The organism is Pseudomonas sp. GW821-FHT04D07 (assembly GCF_059420225.1).
The window spans coordinates 80,595-95,850 of the sequence record NZ_JBWKTH010000022.1 but is presented as its reverse complement, the minus strand read 5'-3'; the positions used below and the strand labels follow the sequence as shown (position 1 = coordinate 95,850).

The 15,256-nt window shown below is 65.4% G+C and carries 16 protein-coding genes; all 16 read left to right on the top strand.

The genetic code is table 11. The annotated features are described in order from the left end of the window. Positions 1 to 9 precede the first annotated feature (9 nt). The 16 genes from AC07T0_RS22845 to AC07T0_RS22770 are packed head-to-tail and all read left to right on the top strand — an operon-like array spanning position 10 to position 15,231. Positions 10 to 264 carry an acyl carrier protein gene (locus AC07T0_RS22845; RefSeq protein WP_121136121.1) on the top strand — a complete coding sequence of 85 codons (255 nt, stop codon included), beginning with the start codon at positions 10 to 12 and terminating at the stop codon, positions 262 to 264. After that, positions 261 to 806, top strand: coding sequence for a COG4648 family protein (locus AC07T0_RS22840; protein ID WP_495003316.1), 546 nt, complete (start codon positions 261 to 263; stop codon positions 804 to 806). The genes AC07T0_RS22845 and AC07T0_RS22840 overlap by 4 nt, the downstream gene beginning before the upstream one ends. Next, positions 803 to 2,473, top strand: a complete 1,671-nt coding sequence (locus AC07T0_RS22835; RefSeq protein WP_495003315.1) for an ApeI family dehydratase — start codon at positions 803 to 805, stop codon at positions 2,471 to 2,473. Before AC07T0_RS22840 ends, AC07T0_RS22835 begins: the two co-directional genes overlap by 4 nt. Next, complete coding sequence (locus AC07T0_RS22830) at positions 2,466 to 3,200, top strand: glycosyltransferase family 2 protein (RefSeq protein WP_495003314.1); 735 nt, start codon at positions 2,466 to 2,468, stop codon at positions 3,198 to 3,200. Before AC07T0_RS22835 ends, AC07T0_RS22830 begins: the two co-directional genes overlap by 8 nt. Next, positions 3,197 to 4,135 carry a lysophospholipid acyltransferase family protein gene (locus tag AC07T0_RS22825; RefSeq protein WP_495003313.1) on the top strand — a complete coding sequence of 313 codons (939 nt, stop codon included), beginning with the start codon at positions 3,197 to 3,199 and terminating at the stop codon, positions 4,133 to 4,135. The genes AC07T0_RS22830 and AC07T0_RS22825 overlap by 4 nt, the downstream gene beginning before the upstream one ends. After that, on the top strand, positions 4,116 to 5,660 hold the full coding sequence (locus tag AC07T0_RS22820) for an HAL/PAL/TAL family ammonia-lyase (RefSeq protein ID WP_495003312.1): 1,545 nt from the start codon (positions 4,116 to 4,118) through the stop codon (positions 5,658 to 5,660). The genes AC07T0_RS22825 and AC07T0_RS22820 overlap by 20 nt, the downstream gene beginning before the upstream one ends. Further along, positions 5,653 to 6,078: an acyl-CoA thioesterase gene (locus AC07T0_RS22815; protein ID WP_495003311.1), complete on the top strand. Its 426-nt coding sequence runs from the start codon at positions 5,653 to 5,655 to the stop codon at positions 6,076 to 6,078. Before AC07T0_RS22820 ends, AC07T0_RS22815 begins: the two co-directional genes overlap by 8 nt. Further along, entirely contained in the window at positions 6,075 to 6,788 is a 714-nt protein-coding gene (locus tag AC07T0_RS22810) for an outer membrane lipoprotein carrier protein LolA (RefSeq protein WP_495003310.1), read from the top strand. The genes AC07T0_RS22815 and AC07T0_RS22810 overlap by 4 nt, the downstream gene beginning before the upstream one ends. Next, positions 6,778 to 9,186, top strand: a complete 2,409-nt coding sequence (locus tag AC07T0_RS22805) for an MMPL family transporter (protein ID WP_495003309.1) — start codon at positions 6,778 to 6,780, stop codon at positions 9,184 to 9,186. The genes AC07T0_RS22810 and AC07T0_RS22805 overlap by 11 nt, the downstream gene beginning before the upstream one ends. Next, the gene (locus AC07T0_RS22800) at positions 9,173 to 10,420 is read left to right on the top strand and encodes an NAD(P)/FAD-dependent oxidoreductase (protein ID WP_495003308.1); all 1,248 of its coding nucleotides are present in this window, start codon (positions 9,173 to 9,175) and stop codon (positions 10,418 to 10,420) included. The genes AC07T0_RS22805 and AC07T0_RS22800 overlap by 14 nt, the downstream gene beginning before the upstream one ends. Beyond that, entirely contained in the window at positions 10,417 to 11,151 is a 735-nt protein-coding gene (locus AC07T0_RS22795) for a class I SAM-dependent methyltransferase (protein WP_495003307.1), read from the top strand. The genes AC07T0_RS22800 and AC07T0_RS22795 overlap by 4 nt, the downstream gene beginning before the upstream one ends. Continuing rightward, a complete protein-coding gene (locus AC07T0_RS22790) occupies positions 11,148 to 11,630 on the top strand; it encodes a DUF3261 domain-containing protein (RefSeq protein ID WP_495003306.1) in 483 nt (160 codons plus the stop codon). The genes AC07T0_RS22795 and AC07T0_RS22790 overlap by 4 nt, the downstream gene beginning before the upstream one ends. After that, on the top strand, positions 11,627 to 12,823 hold the full coding sequence (locus AC07T0_RS22785; protein WP_495003305.1) for a beta-ketoacyl-[acyl-carrier-protein] synthase family protein: 1,197 nt from the start codon (positions 11,627 to 11,629) through the stop codon (positions 12,821 to 12,823). The genes AC07T0_RS22790 and AC07T0_RS22785 overlap by 4 nt, the downstream gene beginning before the upstream one ends. Next, positions 12,820 to 13,284: a hotdog family protein gene (locus AC07T0_RS22780; RefSeq protein ID WP_495003304.1), complete on the top strand. Its 465-nt coding sequence runs from the start codon at positions 12,820 to 12,822 to the stop codon at positions 13,282 to 13,284. The genes AC07T0_RS22785 and AC07T0_RS22780 overlap by 4 nt, the downstream gene beginning before the upstream one ends. Continuing rightward, on the top strand, positions 13,277 to 14,005 hold the full coding sequence (locus tag AC07T0_RS22775) for a 3-ketoacyl-ACP reductase FabG2 (RefSeq protein WP_495003303.1): 729 nt from the start codon (positions 13,277 to 13,279) through the stop codon (positions 14,003 to 14,005). Before AC07T0_RS22780 ends, AC07T0_RS22775 begins: the two co-directional genes overlap by 8 nt. Next, the gene (locus tag AC07T0_RS22770) at positions 14,005 to 15,231 is read left to right on the top strand and encodes a beta-ketoacyl-ACP synthase (protein ID WP_495003302.1); all 1,227 of its coding nucleotides are present in this window, start codon (positions 14,005 to 14,007) and stop codon (positions 15,229 to 15,231) included. Before AC07T0_RS22775 ends, AC07T0_RS22770 begins: the two co-directional genes overlap by 1 nt. Positions 15,232 to 15,256: the final 25 nt, after the last annotated feature.

Below are 15,256 nucleotides of genomic sequence, written 5' to 3'. Positions count from 1 at the left end.
GGCCGTACCATGCAAACCCGTGACGACATCTTCAACACCCTGCGCGATGCCCTGGTCGAACTCTTTGAACTGGAACCCGAACGCGTCACCCTGGACAGCAACCTGTACCAGGACCTGGAAATCGACAGCATCGATGCCGTTGACCTGATCGACCATATCAAGCGTCAAACCGGCAAGAAAATCGCCGCCGATGAATTCAAGTCGGTGCGTACCGTCAACGATGTGGTCGAGGCGGTCTTTCGCCTGGTGCAACCGGCCGCATGAAGCGCCTGATCGGCCTCGGCCTGCTGCTGGCGGGCCTGCTGTACCCGTTTGCGGTGTATTTCGGCATGGAGCATTTCGCCCCCTGGCAGTTCGGACTGTTGCTCGGTGGCCTGTGGCTGGCCCGGGCCCTGACCAGCAAACGGCGACCCGGCAGCCTGTGGATGGCCCTCTGCGCCATCGCGTTCTGCGGCTTGCTGGCGTTGCTCAACAGCCCGCTGCTGCTGCGCTGGTACCCGGTGCTGATCAGCGCGTTCATGCTTGGCCTGTTCGGCCTGAGCCTGAAATTCGGCCCACCGATGGTCGAGCGACTGGCCCGCCTGCGCGAGCCGCAACTGCCGGATGTGGCCATTAACTATACGAGGCAGGTGACCCGCGTCTGGAGCCTGTTCTTTCTCTGTAACGGTCTGATCGCCGCCGCCCTGACTCTCTGGGCGCCGCTGAGCTGGTGGACGCTGTACACCGGCCTGATCTCCTATGGGCTGATGGGTTTGCTGTTCGCCATTGAGTGGCTGGTACGACAACGGGTAAGAGGCCGCGCATGAACTGGATAAACCTTGAGCAGTTGTTGCTCAAGTCGCATGGACCGCGTGCGATCACCCTGGACCCACCGCTGGATCATGCCGGGCTGTCGCAGCGGGCGTTGAGCCTGGCGGCCGGCTTGCAGGCGCGTGGCGTGAAGCACATCGCCGTGCATCTGGAAGATGCCGGCGAACTGGCCATCGCCCTGCTCGGTGCCTGGCGAGCCGGTGTCCGGGTACTGTTGCCCGCCGACCTGCAAGAGCAGACTCGCCAGCGCTGGGCGGCGGATGTCGACCTGTGGCTGACCGACCGCCACGCCCTCGAAGACCTCGGCAGCGAAGCGCTGAGCCCGGCCGCGCTCGATCTCGATGACTGCCGCCTGAGCCTGTGCACCTCCGGCTCCAGCGGCGAGCCCAAGCGCATCGACAAAAGCCTGCGCCAACTGGCCAATGAAGTGCTGGCCCTGGAACACCTGTGGGGCGCCGACCTCGACCAGGCCTGCATCATCGGCAGCGTCGCCACCCAACATATCTATGGTTTGCTGTTCCGCGTGCTCTGGCCGTTATGTGCCGGTCGAACCTTCGTGCGCAAGCAACTGGCCTTCCCGGAAGACCTGCAGCGCGCCAGCCGTGAACACCCGCAGTTTGCCTGGGTGGCGAGTCCGGCCCTGCTCAAGCGCATGGGCGACAACCTCGACTGGCCGGCCCTGAGTCAGGTGCGCCGGGTATTTTCCTCAGGTGGCGCACTGCCCCCCGAAGCCGCGGCCAGCCTGCGACAACGCTTGCGGCAATGGCCGACGGAAATCCTCGGCAGCTCGGAAACCGGCGGCATCGCCTGGCGCCAGGGTGACCCGCTGTGGCAGCCGTTCGCCAATGTGCACTTGAGCCAGGACAGCGACGGCGCCCTGAGCGTGGCCTCGCCTTACCTGCCGGCCGGGCATGTCGAACACACCGCCGACGCGGTGCGCTTCGCCGCCGATGGCCGCTTCGAACTGCTGGGCCGACTGGACCGTATCGTCAAGCTGGAAGAAAAACGCATCTCCCTGCCGATGCTGGAACAGGCCCTGATGGAACACGACTGGGTCGCCGAAGCGCGCCTCGGGGTCGTGCAGGAAAACCGCGCCTACCTTGGCGCGCTGCTGGTGCTCTCCGAACAAGGGCTGTATAGCCTGCGTAACCAGGGGCGACGCGCGCTGACCGAGGCCCTGCGCAAACATTTGCTCGGCCATTGTGAAACCCTGGCGCTGCCGCGCCGCTGGCGTTTGCTGCGGCAACTGCCGCTGAACGCCCAAGGCAAACTGCCACAAGCCGAAATCCAGGCCCTGTTGCGAGCCCCGCGCCCGAAAGGCCCGGAGGTGCTGGCGCAACACGAAACGGATGGCGAATGGCTGTTGCAGTTGGCCGTACCGCCGGACCTGGCCTATTTCAGCGGCCACTTCCCGGCCACTCCGGTTCTGCCGGGCGTGGTGCAAGTGGATTGGGCTCTGGCGCTGGGCCGCGAGCGACTCGAACTGCCGTCGAAGTTCGCCGGCATGGAGGTGCTGAAGTTCCAGCAACTGGTGCGTCCGGGCGATCAACTCGAGCTGAGCCTGCGCTTCGACCATGAACGCAGCAAACTGCACTTCGCCTTTCGCAATACCAAGGCTGCCTGCTCCAGCGGCCGCATTGTGCTGGAGGCCGCTCATGCATAAGCCCTGCGCCGTCATTCCGGTCTACAACCACGAAGCCGCCGTGCCCGCGGTCCTCGAAGCCTTGCTCGGCGCCGGCCTGCCCTGTGTGCTGGTGGACGATGGCAGCAGCCCGGCCTGCGCGACGGTACTGAAACAACTCGCCGAGCACGAACGGGTCTCTCTGGTGAGGCTCCCCGTCAACCAGGGCAAGGGCGGCGCGGTCATGACCGGGATGCGGGAGGCCGCGCGGCAGGGCTTCACCCATGTCCTGCAGGTGGACGCCGACGGCCAGCACGACCTGCGGGACATCGCCGTCTTTCTCGAGCTCTCGCGCCGCCATCCCGAAGCGCTGATCTGCGGCTACCCGCAATACGATGAGAGCGTGCCCAAGGGCCGGCTCTACGCCCGCTATCTGACCCACGTCTGGGTCTGGATCAACAGTCTGTCGCTGCAGATCCGCGACTCCATGTGCGGCTTCCGGGTCTACCCGCTGCCACCGGTGCTGGCGCTGATCGACTCGGTGAAGGTGGGCAAGCGCATGGACTTCGACTCGGACATCCTCGTGCGCCTGTCCTGGCGCAACCAGCCCATGCGCTGGTTGCCGACCAAGGTCCACTACCCCCAGGACGGCCTCTCGCACTTTCGGATGTTCCACGACAACGCACTGATTTCCAGCATGCATACCCGGCTGTTCTTCGGCATGCTGGTGCGCTTGCCGAGCATCCTCTGGCGACGGTGGCGGGCATGAACGACACCCCCAAGCACTGGGCCGACCATCAGGAGCGCGGCAGCTTCTGGCTGATGAAGCTCACCGCCGTCGGCGTCAAGCTCCTCGGCCGTCGAGTCCTCAGCCCGGTGCTGCACGGTATCGTCCTGTACTTCTTCCTGTTCGGTCGCAGCGCCCGGCAGAGCGCCTGGCACTACCAGCAGCGCCTGGCCGACTGGAGCGGTCAGAGCGCCCTGCGGCCGACCTGGATGAAGGTCTTCCGACAGTTCATGGCCTTTGCCGACTCGCTGCTGGACAAACTCGACGTGTGGAACGGCAAGCTGCGCCTCGAGCAGCTCGAGATCGTCGACCCGGCCCGGCTGCGTGATCAACTGCGCGGCGAACGCGGGCAAATGCTGGTGGGCGCGCACCTGGGCAACCTGGAAGTCTGCCGCGCCCTCGCCGAGTTGGGCGAAAAGGTCACCATGAACGTGCTGGTGCACACCAAGCACGCCGAGCGTTTCAACCGCCTGCTGGGCGAGGCCGGCGCGAGCAACCTGCGGCTGATCCAGGTCAGCGAGCTGGACCCGGCGATCATGCTGCAACTGAGCCAGCGCCTGGACCGTGGCGAGTGGCTGGCGATTGCCGGCGACCGCGTGCCGCTGCATGGTGGGCGCCACGTGCGAGTGGATTTCCTCGGCCAGCCCGCCGCATTCCCGCAAGGTCCATGGCTCCTGGCCGGACTGTTGAAATGCCCGGTCAATCTGCTGTTCTGCGTGAAACTCCAGGGCCGCTATCGCATCACCCTCGAACCCTTCACCGAGGCGGTGCAGTGGAAACGCAGCGACCGCGAACAGGTGATTGCCCAGTGGGCAAGCCGTTACGCCGAGCGCCTGGGCCAGTACTGTCTGCTGGCACCGCACCAATGGTTCAATTTCTACCCTTTCTGGAAATCCGATGACAACGCATCCGCTTGAGCCGGTCACCTTCGGCGAACTCCCGCTGCGCATCGAAGACGTGCTGGCCCTGGCCAACCGTCAGGTGCCCACGCAACTGCAAGGCGACCCGGCGTTCCGCCGGCGCATTGCCAAGGGCGCGCAGTTCCTTGATTCGCTGCTGGACAAGGAAGGCGTGATCTACGGCGTCACCACCGGCTACGGCGATTCCTGCGTGGTGGCGGTGCCGCTGCAACATGTCGAAGCGCTGCCGCGGCACCTCTACACCTTCCACGGCTGCGGCCTCGGCCAGTTGCTCGACCCGCAGGCGACCCGGGCGGTGTTGGCGGCGCGTTTGCAGTCGCTGTGCCATGGCGTGTCCGGCGTGCGCGTGGAATTACTGGAACGCCTGCAGGCCTTCCTCGACCTGGACATCCTGCCGCAGATTCCCGAAGAGGGCTCAGTCGGCGCCAGCGGCGACCTGACGCCGCTGTCCTACGTGGCCGCGACCCTCTCCGGCGAACGCGAAGTGCTGTTTCGCGGCGAACGCCGCCAGTCCTGCGATGTGCACCGTGAACTCGGTTGGGACCCGCTGGTGCTGCGGCCCAAGGAAGCCCTGGCGCTGATGAATGGCACCGCGGTGATGACTGGACTGGCCTGCCTGGCTTTTGCTCGCGCCGACTACCTGCTGCAACTGGCAACCCGCATCACCGCCCTCAATGTGGTGGCGCTGCAAGGCAACCCGGAGCATTTCGACGAGCGCCTGTTCGCCGCCAAGCCGCACCCGGGACAGATGCAGGTGGCCGCGTGGTTGCGCAAAGACCTCGCCATCGACGCGCCGACCGCGCCGCTGCACCGTTTACAGGATCGCTACTCGCTGCGCTGCGCACCGCACGTCCTCGGCGTGCTGGCCGACAGCCTGGGCTGGTTGCGCGCGTTTATCGAGACCGAACTGAACAGCGCCAACGACAACCCGATCATCGACGCCGAAGAAGAGCGCGTGCTTCACGGCGGGCACTTCTACGGCGGGCATATCGCCTTTGCCATGGACAGCCTCAAGACCCTGGTGGCCAACGTCGCCGACCTGCTCGATCGCCAGCTCGCCCTGCTGGTGGACGTACGCTACAACCACGGCCTGCCGAGCAACCTCTCCGGGGCCAGTGCCGAACGCGCGATGCTCAACCATGGTTTCAAGGCCGTGCAGATCGGCGCCAGCGCCTGGACCGCCGAAGCCCTGAAAAACACCATGCCGGCCAGCGTGTTCTCGCGCTCCACCGAATGCCACAACCAGGACAAGGTGAGCATGGGCACCATCGCCGCCCGCGACGCGATCCGTGTGCTGGAGCTGACCGAACAGGTCGCCGCCGCCACCTTGCTTGCCGCCAACCAGGGCGTCTGGCTGCGCAGCCAGGCCAGCGATGCACGACCACTGTCGCCGGCCCTGGCGGCGATGCATAAAGCCCTGGCCGAGGATTTCGCCCCGGTGATCGAAGACCGCGCCCTCGAAGCCGAACTGCGCCTGTGCCTGAAACGTATCGCCGAGCAACACTGGAGGCTGCATGCGTAGCCGCGGCGTGTTGCATGTCGATACCGAGATCCTGGTGCCGTTCTTCGACGTCGACACCATGCATGTGGTCTGGCACGGCCATTACGTGAAGTACCTGGAAGTCGCCCGCTGCGCGTTGCTGGACCATATCGGCCACAATTACACGCAGATGCTCGAATCCGGCTACTCCTGGCCGGTGATCGACCTGCAACTGCGCTATGTGCGCGGGGCGGTGTTCGGCCAGAAGATCAATGTACGGGCCAACCTGGTGGAGTGGGAGAACCGCTTGAAGGTCAACTACCTGATCACCGACCTGGCCAGCGGCGAACGCCTGACCCGCGCCAGCAGCGTGCAGGTGGCGGTGGATATGCAGAGCCGGGAAATGCTGTTGGCTTCGCCCAAGGTCTTCGTCGCCGCTGTCGAGAAGGTGCTGGCATGACCCTCCTGACCCGGGTACGACACAACCCCTGTAGGAGCGAGCTTGCTCGCGATAGCGTCCGCAAGATCGTTGCAAACCTCACGGCCCTCATCGCGAGCAAGCTCGCTCCTACAAGGTTCGTGCGCCGGCTAAGCCTTCTGTTCGGCCTGGGCCTGTCCGCCCACGCTTCGGCCTTCGACCTGCAACAGCTGAGCGAGCAACTGGCCAAGCCCACGGTAATCCACGGCAGCTTTATCCAGGAAAAACACCTGCGCGCCCTGCCGCAACCGCTGACCAGCAAGGGCAGCTTCGTCCTCGCCAAGGACCACGGCCTGCTCTGGCTGCTCAAGACACCGTTGCAGCAGGACTACCGCATCAGCGCCAAGGGTATCGCCCGCCGCGACCCGAGTGGCTGGCAAATGGTCCCGAACAAAAGCGCCGGGGCCGAACAGAACCGCCTGTTCATCGCCGTGCTGCAAGGCGACAGCAGCGGCCTGCAACGGGATTTCGAACTGCAACTGCAAGGCGACGCCCAGCACTGGCAACTGACCCTGGTGCCACGCTCGGTGCTGCTCAAGCAGATCTTCACCCGGATCAATATCGACGGCGGCGAGCTGGTGCAGCGCATCGAACTGCTGGAAACCCAGGGTGACAGCACGGTCCTGCGCATGCAGGACAGCAGCGCTGTCCTCCCCCTGAGCGATGCGGAGCAACACGACTTTGCCGAGTGAACGCCTGCTCCCGCGCCTGTTCCTGATCCTGCTGCTGGCGATGCTGACACTCGCCGGCTGGCAGTGGCGCCATGGCGCGCCGCTGTCGGCCGACCTGATGGAACTGGTGCCGGGTTCAGCGCCGAATGCCCTGGAACTCAAGGCCGAACAGCGCATGCAGGAACCCTTGAACCGGGAAATGCTGGTGCTGGTGGGTCAGGCCGATCGCCAGAAAGCCATTGCCCTGGCGCAACGCCTGGGTGAGCGTTGGCAGGCCAGCGGGTTGTTCGAAACCGTGCAATGGAGCTTGCAGGCCGACCTGCCAGCCCTGCGCCAACAACTGTTGGCCAGCCGTTTAGCGATGCTCACCCGCGCTGACCGGCAACAACTGATCGACCACCCGGCGGCGTTTATCCAGCAACGGGTCCAGTCCCTGTTCGATCCCTTTGCCGGAGTCAGCCTGGTGCCGAGCCAGGACGACTGGCTCGGCTTGACCGGACGCATCCAGGATAGCCGGCCAAAACCTGGCGCGGTGCAATTCGATCTCGGCAGCGGCGCGCTGATCGCCGAGGCCGACGGCAAAAGTTGGGTGCTGTTGCGCGCCCGGACCCGCGGCAACGCCTTCGACATGAAGTTGCCGGTGCAGGTCGCCGAACTGCTCAAACACAGCCGCGAGGAAGCCGCGCAGGACGACGCGCAACTGCTCGCGGCCAGCGGCCTGCTGTATGCCGCCGCCGGCCAGCAACAGGCGACCCGGGAAATCACCTGGGTCGGCGGTGGCGCCACCTTCGGCATTCTCCTGCTGCTGTTGCTGGCCTTCCGCCGTTGGCGGGTGTTGCTGGCCTTCGTCCCGGTGCTGGTGGGCATGCTGTTCGGTACGGTGGCCTGCGTGCTGCTGTTCGGCCATCTGCATGTGATGACCCTGGTGCTGGGGGCCAGCCTGATCGGCGTGGCCGTGGACTACCCGCTGCATTACCTGTCCAAGAGCTGGAGCCTGAAACCCTGGCACAGCTGGCCGGCCCTGCGCATCACCCTGCCCGGGCTGAGCCTGAGCCTGGCCACCAGTTGCATTGGTTACCTGGCCCTGGCCTGGACACCGTTTCCGGCCCTGACCCAGATCGCCGTGTTCTCCGCCGCCGGCCTGCTGGGGGCCTACCTGACCGCCGTGTGCCTGCTGCCGGCGCTGCTCAAGGGCACCGACCTGCGTCCGGCGCAATGGCCGCTACGGGTCTGCGAAGTTTTGCTGAACGTGCGTGAAGCGCTACTGCGCAAGGTCGGCAGCCGGCTGCTGCTGGCGCTGCTGGTGCTGTTCTGTGCCGGTGGCCTGTGGCACCTGACCAGCAAGAACGATATCCGCCAATGGGTCGGGGCGCCGCCGCAACTGCTGGCCGACGCCCAGGCGGTCGCGCGGATCACTGGCTACCAGCCCACCAGCCAATTCTTCCTGGTGCGCGGTGCCGATCAACAACAACTGCTGGAGCGCCAGGCCGCACTCGGCGAGCGCCTCGCGCAACTGGTGAGCCAGGGCAAACTGCAGGGCTATCAGTCGCTGGACCAGGTGGTCAGTCTGCCCCGGGAACAGCAGCAACTGCATGACTCGCTCAAGCAACTGCCGGACTTCTGGCAACCCCTGCTCGACCTCGGCGTGCCGGCCGCGGCCCTGCAAAACGAATTGACCCAGCTGCAAGCCCTGCCGATCCAGGATATCGACAGCGCCCTCAAGGGCCCGCTGTCCGAACCCTGGCGTCTGCTCTGGCTGGGCCCGCAGACCAACGGCGTGGCCGGCATGGTCAGCCTGCGCGGTCTGAACGACCCCGAGCTGTTGCGGGCGCAAGCCGTGGATCTGCCAGGGGTCCAACTGGTGGACCGGCTGGGCGAGTTGAACAAGGTCTTTGCCGCCACCCAGGTCAGCGCCGCCGAACTGAAACTGGCTTCCTGCGTGCTGATCGTGCTGTTTCTGATCCTGCCGTTCGGCCTTCGCGGCGCCTTGCGGATCATCGCCCTGCCGCTGCTGGCGGCCCTCTGCAGCCTGGCCAGCCTCGGCTGGCTGGGCCAGCCGCTGACGCTGTTCAGCCTGTTCGGCCTGCTGCTGGTGACCGCCATCAGCGTCGACTACGCGATCCTGATGCGCGAGCAGATCGGCGGCGCCGCCGTCAGCCTGCTGGGGACCTTGCTGGCAGCCCTGACCACCTGGCTGTCGTTCGGCCTGCTGGCGATTTCCAGTACCCCGGCGGTGAGCAACTTCGGTCTGGCGGTGAGCCTGGGGCTGGCCTTCAGCTTCCTCCTCGCGCCCTGGGCCGCCCGTCCGACCGACAAGGCCGCGACACCGCAGGCCGAGCACTCGGTCACGGCTACCGAGCCGAATCCTACCCCTTCGAAACCGTCGACCCCCACAAGGAGCCTGTGTGCCAGCGATTGAAATGGAACATCGAGAAGTCGTGGTGATTGGCGCGGGCCCTTCTGGCGCCATCGCCGCCGCCTTGCTCAAACGCAACGGCCACGACGTGCTGATCGTCGAGCGCCAGCACTTCCCGCGCTTTTCCATCGGTGAAAGCCTGCTCTCGCACTGCCTGGACTTCGTCGAAGAAGCCGGCATGCTCGACGCCGTCAATGCCGCCGGGTTCCAATTGAAAAACGGCGCGGCCTTCGCTTGGGGCGAACACTACAGCACCTTCGATTTCGGCAAGACCTTCAGCAATGGCAAGCCGACTACCTTCCAGGTCCAGCGCGCCGACTTCGACAAACTGCTGGCGGACCAGGCCGCCCTGCAAGGCGTGGAAATCCGCTACGGCGAGGAAATCGTCAGCGTTGATTTCGACCTTCCACAACCGCAACTGCGGGCCCGACGCGAAGACGGCAGCGAGTACCTGATCGAAGCACGCTTCGTCCTCGATGCCAGCGGCTACGGCCGGGTGCTGCCGCGCCTGCTCGACCTTGAAGCAGCGTCGAATTTCCCGGTGCGCCAGGCGGTCTTCACCCATGTCGAAGACCGTATCGAACATCCCGGTTTCGAGCGGGAAAAGATCCTCATCACCACCCATCCGCAACAGCGCGATATCTGGTTCTGGACCATCCCGTTCAGCAACGGCCGCTGCTCCATCGGCGTGGTCGCCGCTGCCGAGCACTTTGCCGGGCGCACCGAGGACCTGGATGCCTGCCTCAAGGGTTTCGTCGCCGAAACCCCGAGCCTGCAAACCGTGATGGAGAACGCCGTGTGGGACACCCCGGCACGGACCATCGGCGGCTACTCGGCCAATGTGAAGACCCTGCACGGACCGGGCTTCGCCTTGCTCGGCAACGCGGCGGAATTCCTCGACCCGGTGTTCTCCTCCGGCGTGACCATCGCCATGCGTTCGGCGAGCATGGCCGCCGGACTGCTGCATCGCCAGTTGCAAGGCGAAAACGTCGACTGGCAGAGCCAGTTCGCCGAACCGCTCAAACGCGGTGTCGACACCTTCCGCTGCTATGTCGAAGGCTGGTACGCCGGCACCTTCCAGGATGTGATCTTCCATCCCGGCAGTTCGCCGGAAATCCGCGCCATGATCAGTGCAATCCTCGCCGGCTATGCCTGGGACGAGCGCAACCCCTTTGTCAGCGAACCCCGACGGCGTCTGCGGATGCTGTCGGAAATCTGTGCGAGCACCCCGACATGAGCCATCCATACCTGAGCGATACCTATGTCGAGGAGACCCGTTTCGGCTTCTGGTTCCTGCGCAGCCACACCTGGCAGCACCATGTGCTGCGAGTGGCGATCAACGACCTGCGCGGCCTGTTCAGCGAGGCCCCGCCAGCCAACCCGGTGATACTCGACGCCGGTTGCGGCCAGGGCAGATCCTTCCAGTACCTGCAGCAGACCTTCGCCCCGGCGCGGCTGATCGGCCTTGACGCCGATCCCCACAGTCTCAAGCTGAGTAGCGAAGAAGCGCAGCGTCGTGGCCTGGAAGTCGAGTTGATCGGCAGCGACTGCGCGATCCTCGACGTGCCCTCGCAAAGCGTCGATATCCTCTTCTGCCACCAGACCTTCCATCACCTGGTGCAGCAGGACCGCGCCCTGGCCGAGTTCTATCGGGTGCTCAAGCCAGGCGGCTACCTGCTGTTCGCCGAGTCCACCGAAGCCTATATCGACACCTGGGTGATTCGTTGGCTGTTCCGTCACCCGATGCACGTGCAGAAAAGCGCGGCGCAGTACCTGGACATGCTTCGCGACCAGGGCTTCGAGTTCACCCCGCGGAACGTCTCCTACCCGTATCTGTGGTGGAGCCGGGCCAAGGACTTCGGGCTGCTGGAGCGCCTGCGCCTGAAGAACCCGCCGCCAGCGGGCCAGCGTGAGGAAACCCTGGTCAACGTGGTCGCGCGCAAACCATTCGGCGGGGCTGCCGAATGATTCGCGCCCTGTTGCTGGGCTGCCTCCTGCTGCTGAGCGCCTGCGCCAGCCGCGTGCCGTTGCCCGTGCACGCACCGACCCTGGCTTTGCCGCTGCAATTGCACATCGAGCGTGAACAGGCCGGACAACGCCAGGACTGGCTGCTGGTGATCCAGCGCGAAGCGAACGCTCTGCGCTGGTCGCTGATGGACCCGCTGGGCATCCCCCTGGCCCGCCAGCGCCTGCAAGACGGTGAATGGCAGGCCGACGGCCTGCTGCCTCCCAATCCCCAGGCTCGCGAACTGTTCGCGGCGTTGCTGTTCGCCCTGACTCCGGATGCCGAACTGGCGGGCAACTACCCGAGCGCGCAACGCCAAGCCAGGGAACGTGTCCTTGACGCCCGCTGGCGAGTCAGCTATCGCCAGCCGCTGGAATTCACCCTGAGCCTGCCGGACACTCTGCAGTACCGAATCAGTCCGTTGAGCGAGACCGCCCCATGACCGCCTACCTGAACGCCCTCGGTGTGATCTGCGCGCTGGGTCGCGACAAGCGGAGCGTGGCGCGCAAGCTGTTTGCCGGCGACTGCTCGGGCATGCGCGAAGCAAGTGGCTGGGTGCCGGAGCGCAGCCTGCCGGTGGCCGCCGTGCGCGGAGCACTGGTAGCGATCCCGGCCGAACTGAGCGCCCAGGCCAGCCGCAACAATCAACTGCTGATGGAAGCCACGCGGCAAATCGCCGAGCCGATCCAGTGCGCCATCGACACCTATGGCCGCGAACGCATCGGCATCGTCCTGGGCACCAGCACCTCGGGCATCGACGAGGCCTGCCACGGTATCACCAGCTACCTGCACGAGGGTCACTTTCCCGAGGGCTATGACTATCAGCAACAGGAACTGAGCGCCCCGGCGACCTTCCTCGCCGACTGGCTGCAACTGCGCGGCCCGGCCTACGTGATCTCCACCGCTTGCACCTCCAGTGCGCGGGCGCTGATGAGTGCCCGGCGCCTGCTCGACCTGGGCCTGTGCGACGCCGTGTTGTGCGGCGGGGTCGACAGCCTGTGCCAGCTGACGCTCCGCGGGTTCAGCTCGCTGGAAGCGGTGTCCGGGCAGCGTTGCAACCCATTTTCGCGGAATCGCAACGGCATCAATATTGGTGAAGCGGCAGTGCTGTTCCTGATGAGCAAACGCGCCGACGCCGGCCCGGCCATTGCCCTGCTCGGCGCGGGCGCCAGTTGCGACGCCCACCATATTTCCGCCCCCGACCCCACCGGCCAGGGCGCTGTGCTGGCTATGAGCAAAGCGCTGAAACAGGCTGGCCTGCAACCGCAAGACATCGGCTATATGAACCTGCATGGCACCGCGACCCAGCACAACGACGCCATGGAAAGCCTGGCGGTGTCCAAGCTGTTCCCGGCGAGCCTGCCCTGCTCTTCGACCAAACCCATGACCGGCCACACCCTCGGCGCCGCCGGCGCACTGGAAGCGGCGTTCTGCTGGTTGAGCCTGAGTGCCGACAACCCATCCGCCGCCTTGCCACCACACGTCTGGGATGGCCAGGCCGACCCGGCACTGCCGCCCCTGAACTGGGTCAAGCCGGGCGACCGCCTCCCCCCTCATCCACCACGCCGCCTGATGAGCAACTCCTTTGCCTTCGGCGGCAACAACGTCAGCCTGATTATCGGAGACGCCCCATGATCGATTGGCCGCTCGCCGAACTGCTGCCCCATGCCGGGGACATGATCCTGATCGATCAGGTCCTGTCCTGCGACGAAGAACAGATCCACACCCGCCTCACCGTGCGCCCGGAGGGCCTGTTCAACCGCGAGGACGGCAGCCTGCCGGCCTGGATCGGTATCGAGCTGATGGCCCAGAGCGTCGCCGCCTATGCCGGTTGCCGCGCCCGTGGCGAAGGCCGGCCGGTGGAGCTGGGGTTCCTGCTCGGCACGCGCAAATTCAACTGCAACGTGGAGCATTTTCCGGCTGGTAGCGAACTGCGTATCCACGCCCTGCGCTCGCTGGAAGACGACAATGGCATGGGCGTGTTCGAATGCCACCTGACCGGTCCCGACATCCAGGCCAGCGCGCGCCTGAACGTGTTCCGGCCACCCCAGGCCGCCGCTTACTTATCCGAATCACAGGAGTCGCGTCATGACTGAATCCATCCTGGTCACCGGCTCCAGCCGCGGTATCGGCCGTGCAATCGCTCTGCGCCTGGCCCGCGCCGGTTTTGATCTGGTGCTGCATTGCCGTAGCGGTCGCGCCGACGCCGAAGCCGTGCGGGTCGAAATCCAAGCCTTGGGTCGCCAGGCCCGGGTGCTGCAATTCGATGTGTCCGACCGTGAAGCCTGTCGCACCCGCCTGGAAGCCGACGTTGAGGAACATGGCGCCTACTACGGCGTGGTGCTCAACGCCGGTCTGACCCGTGACGGCGCTTTCCCGGCCCTCTCCGAGGAAGACTGGGATCTGGTCCTGCGCACCAACCTCGACGGTTTCTACAACGTCCTGCACCCGGTGATGATGTCGATGATCCGTCGGCGCGCACCCGGACGGATCGTCTGCATCACCTCGGTGTCCGGGCTGATCGGCAACCGCGGGCAGGTCAACTACAGTGCCTCGAAAGCTGGCCTGATCGGCGCCGCCAAGGCCCTGGCCATCGAGCTGGGCAAACGCAGGATCACCGTCAACTGCGTCGCCCCGGGGCTGATCGACACCGCCATGCTCGACGAAAACGTGCCCGTGGAAGAACTGCTGAAAATGATCCCGGCGCAACGCATGGGCACCCCGGAAGAAGTCGCCAGCGCGGTGAATTTCCTGATGTCCGCGGAAGCGTCCTATATCACCCGGCAAGTGCTGGCCGTCAACGGAGGCCTGTGCTGATGAAGCGCGTCGTCGTCACCGGCATGGCCGGTATCACCTCCCTGGGCAACGATTGGGCCAGCATCGAAGCCAACTTCCGCGCCAACCGCAGCGGCATCCGCTACATGGCCGAGTGGGAGCGTTTCACCGAGTTGAACACCCGCCTGGCCGGGCCAATCGATGATTATGCGGTGCCGTCGCACTGGACCCGCAAGCAATTGCGCAGCATGGGCCGGGTCTCGCGCTTCGCCGTCGGCGCGGCGGAAATGGCCCTGGCCGATGCCGGCCTGCTGGGCAACGAAATCATCCGTGACGGGCGCATGGGCGTGGCCTGCGGTTCCTCCACCGGCAGCACCGACGAGATCAAGGCCTTCGGCATGATGCTGATCAACTCGGTGGCCGAGGGGCTCAACGCCAACTCCTACGTGCGTATGATGCCGCACACCACGGCGGCGAATATCAGCATCTTCTTCGGCCTGACCGGACGCCTGATCCCCACCTCCAGCGCCTGCACCAGCGGCAGCCAGGGCATCGGCTATGCCTACGAGGCGATCAAATTCGGGCGCCTGCCGCTGATGCTCGCCGGCGGTGCCGAGGAGCTGTGTCCCACTGAAGCCATGGTGTTCGACGCGCTCTATGCCACCAGCCTGAAAAACGATGCGCCGCAGAGCAGCCCGCGGCCCTATGACAGCGGCCGCGATGGTCTGGTGATCGGTGAAGGCGGCGGCATGCTGGTGCTCGAAGAGCTGGAACATGCCCTGGCCCGGGGTGCGCATATTCATGCGGAGATCGTCGGTTTCGGCAGCAACGCCGACGGCCAGCACGCCACCCGTCCGGAGCAGAGCACCATGCGCCGGGCCATGGAACTGGCCCTGGAAGATGCCGGCCTGACGGCGGACGCCATCGGCTATGTGAACGGCCATGGCACCGCCACCGAGCAGGGCGATATCGCCGAAACCCTGGCCACCAGCAGCCTGTTCGGCAGCCGCATGCCCATCAGTTCGCAGAAGAGTTTCCTCGGCCACACCCTGGGCGCCTGCGGGGCGCTGGAATCCTGGTTCAGCATCGAGATGCTGAACCGTGACCACTACATCCACACCTTGAACCTCGACCAGATCGACCCGCAGTGCGGTGAGCTGGATTACCTGCGCGGCGAGTTCCGGCAGATGAGCAACGAATATGTGATGAACAACAACTTTGCCTTTGGCGGCGTCAACACCTCCCTGGTGTTCCGGCGCTGGCGCTGATCTTTTGAAAACCCCTGGAGAAAAC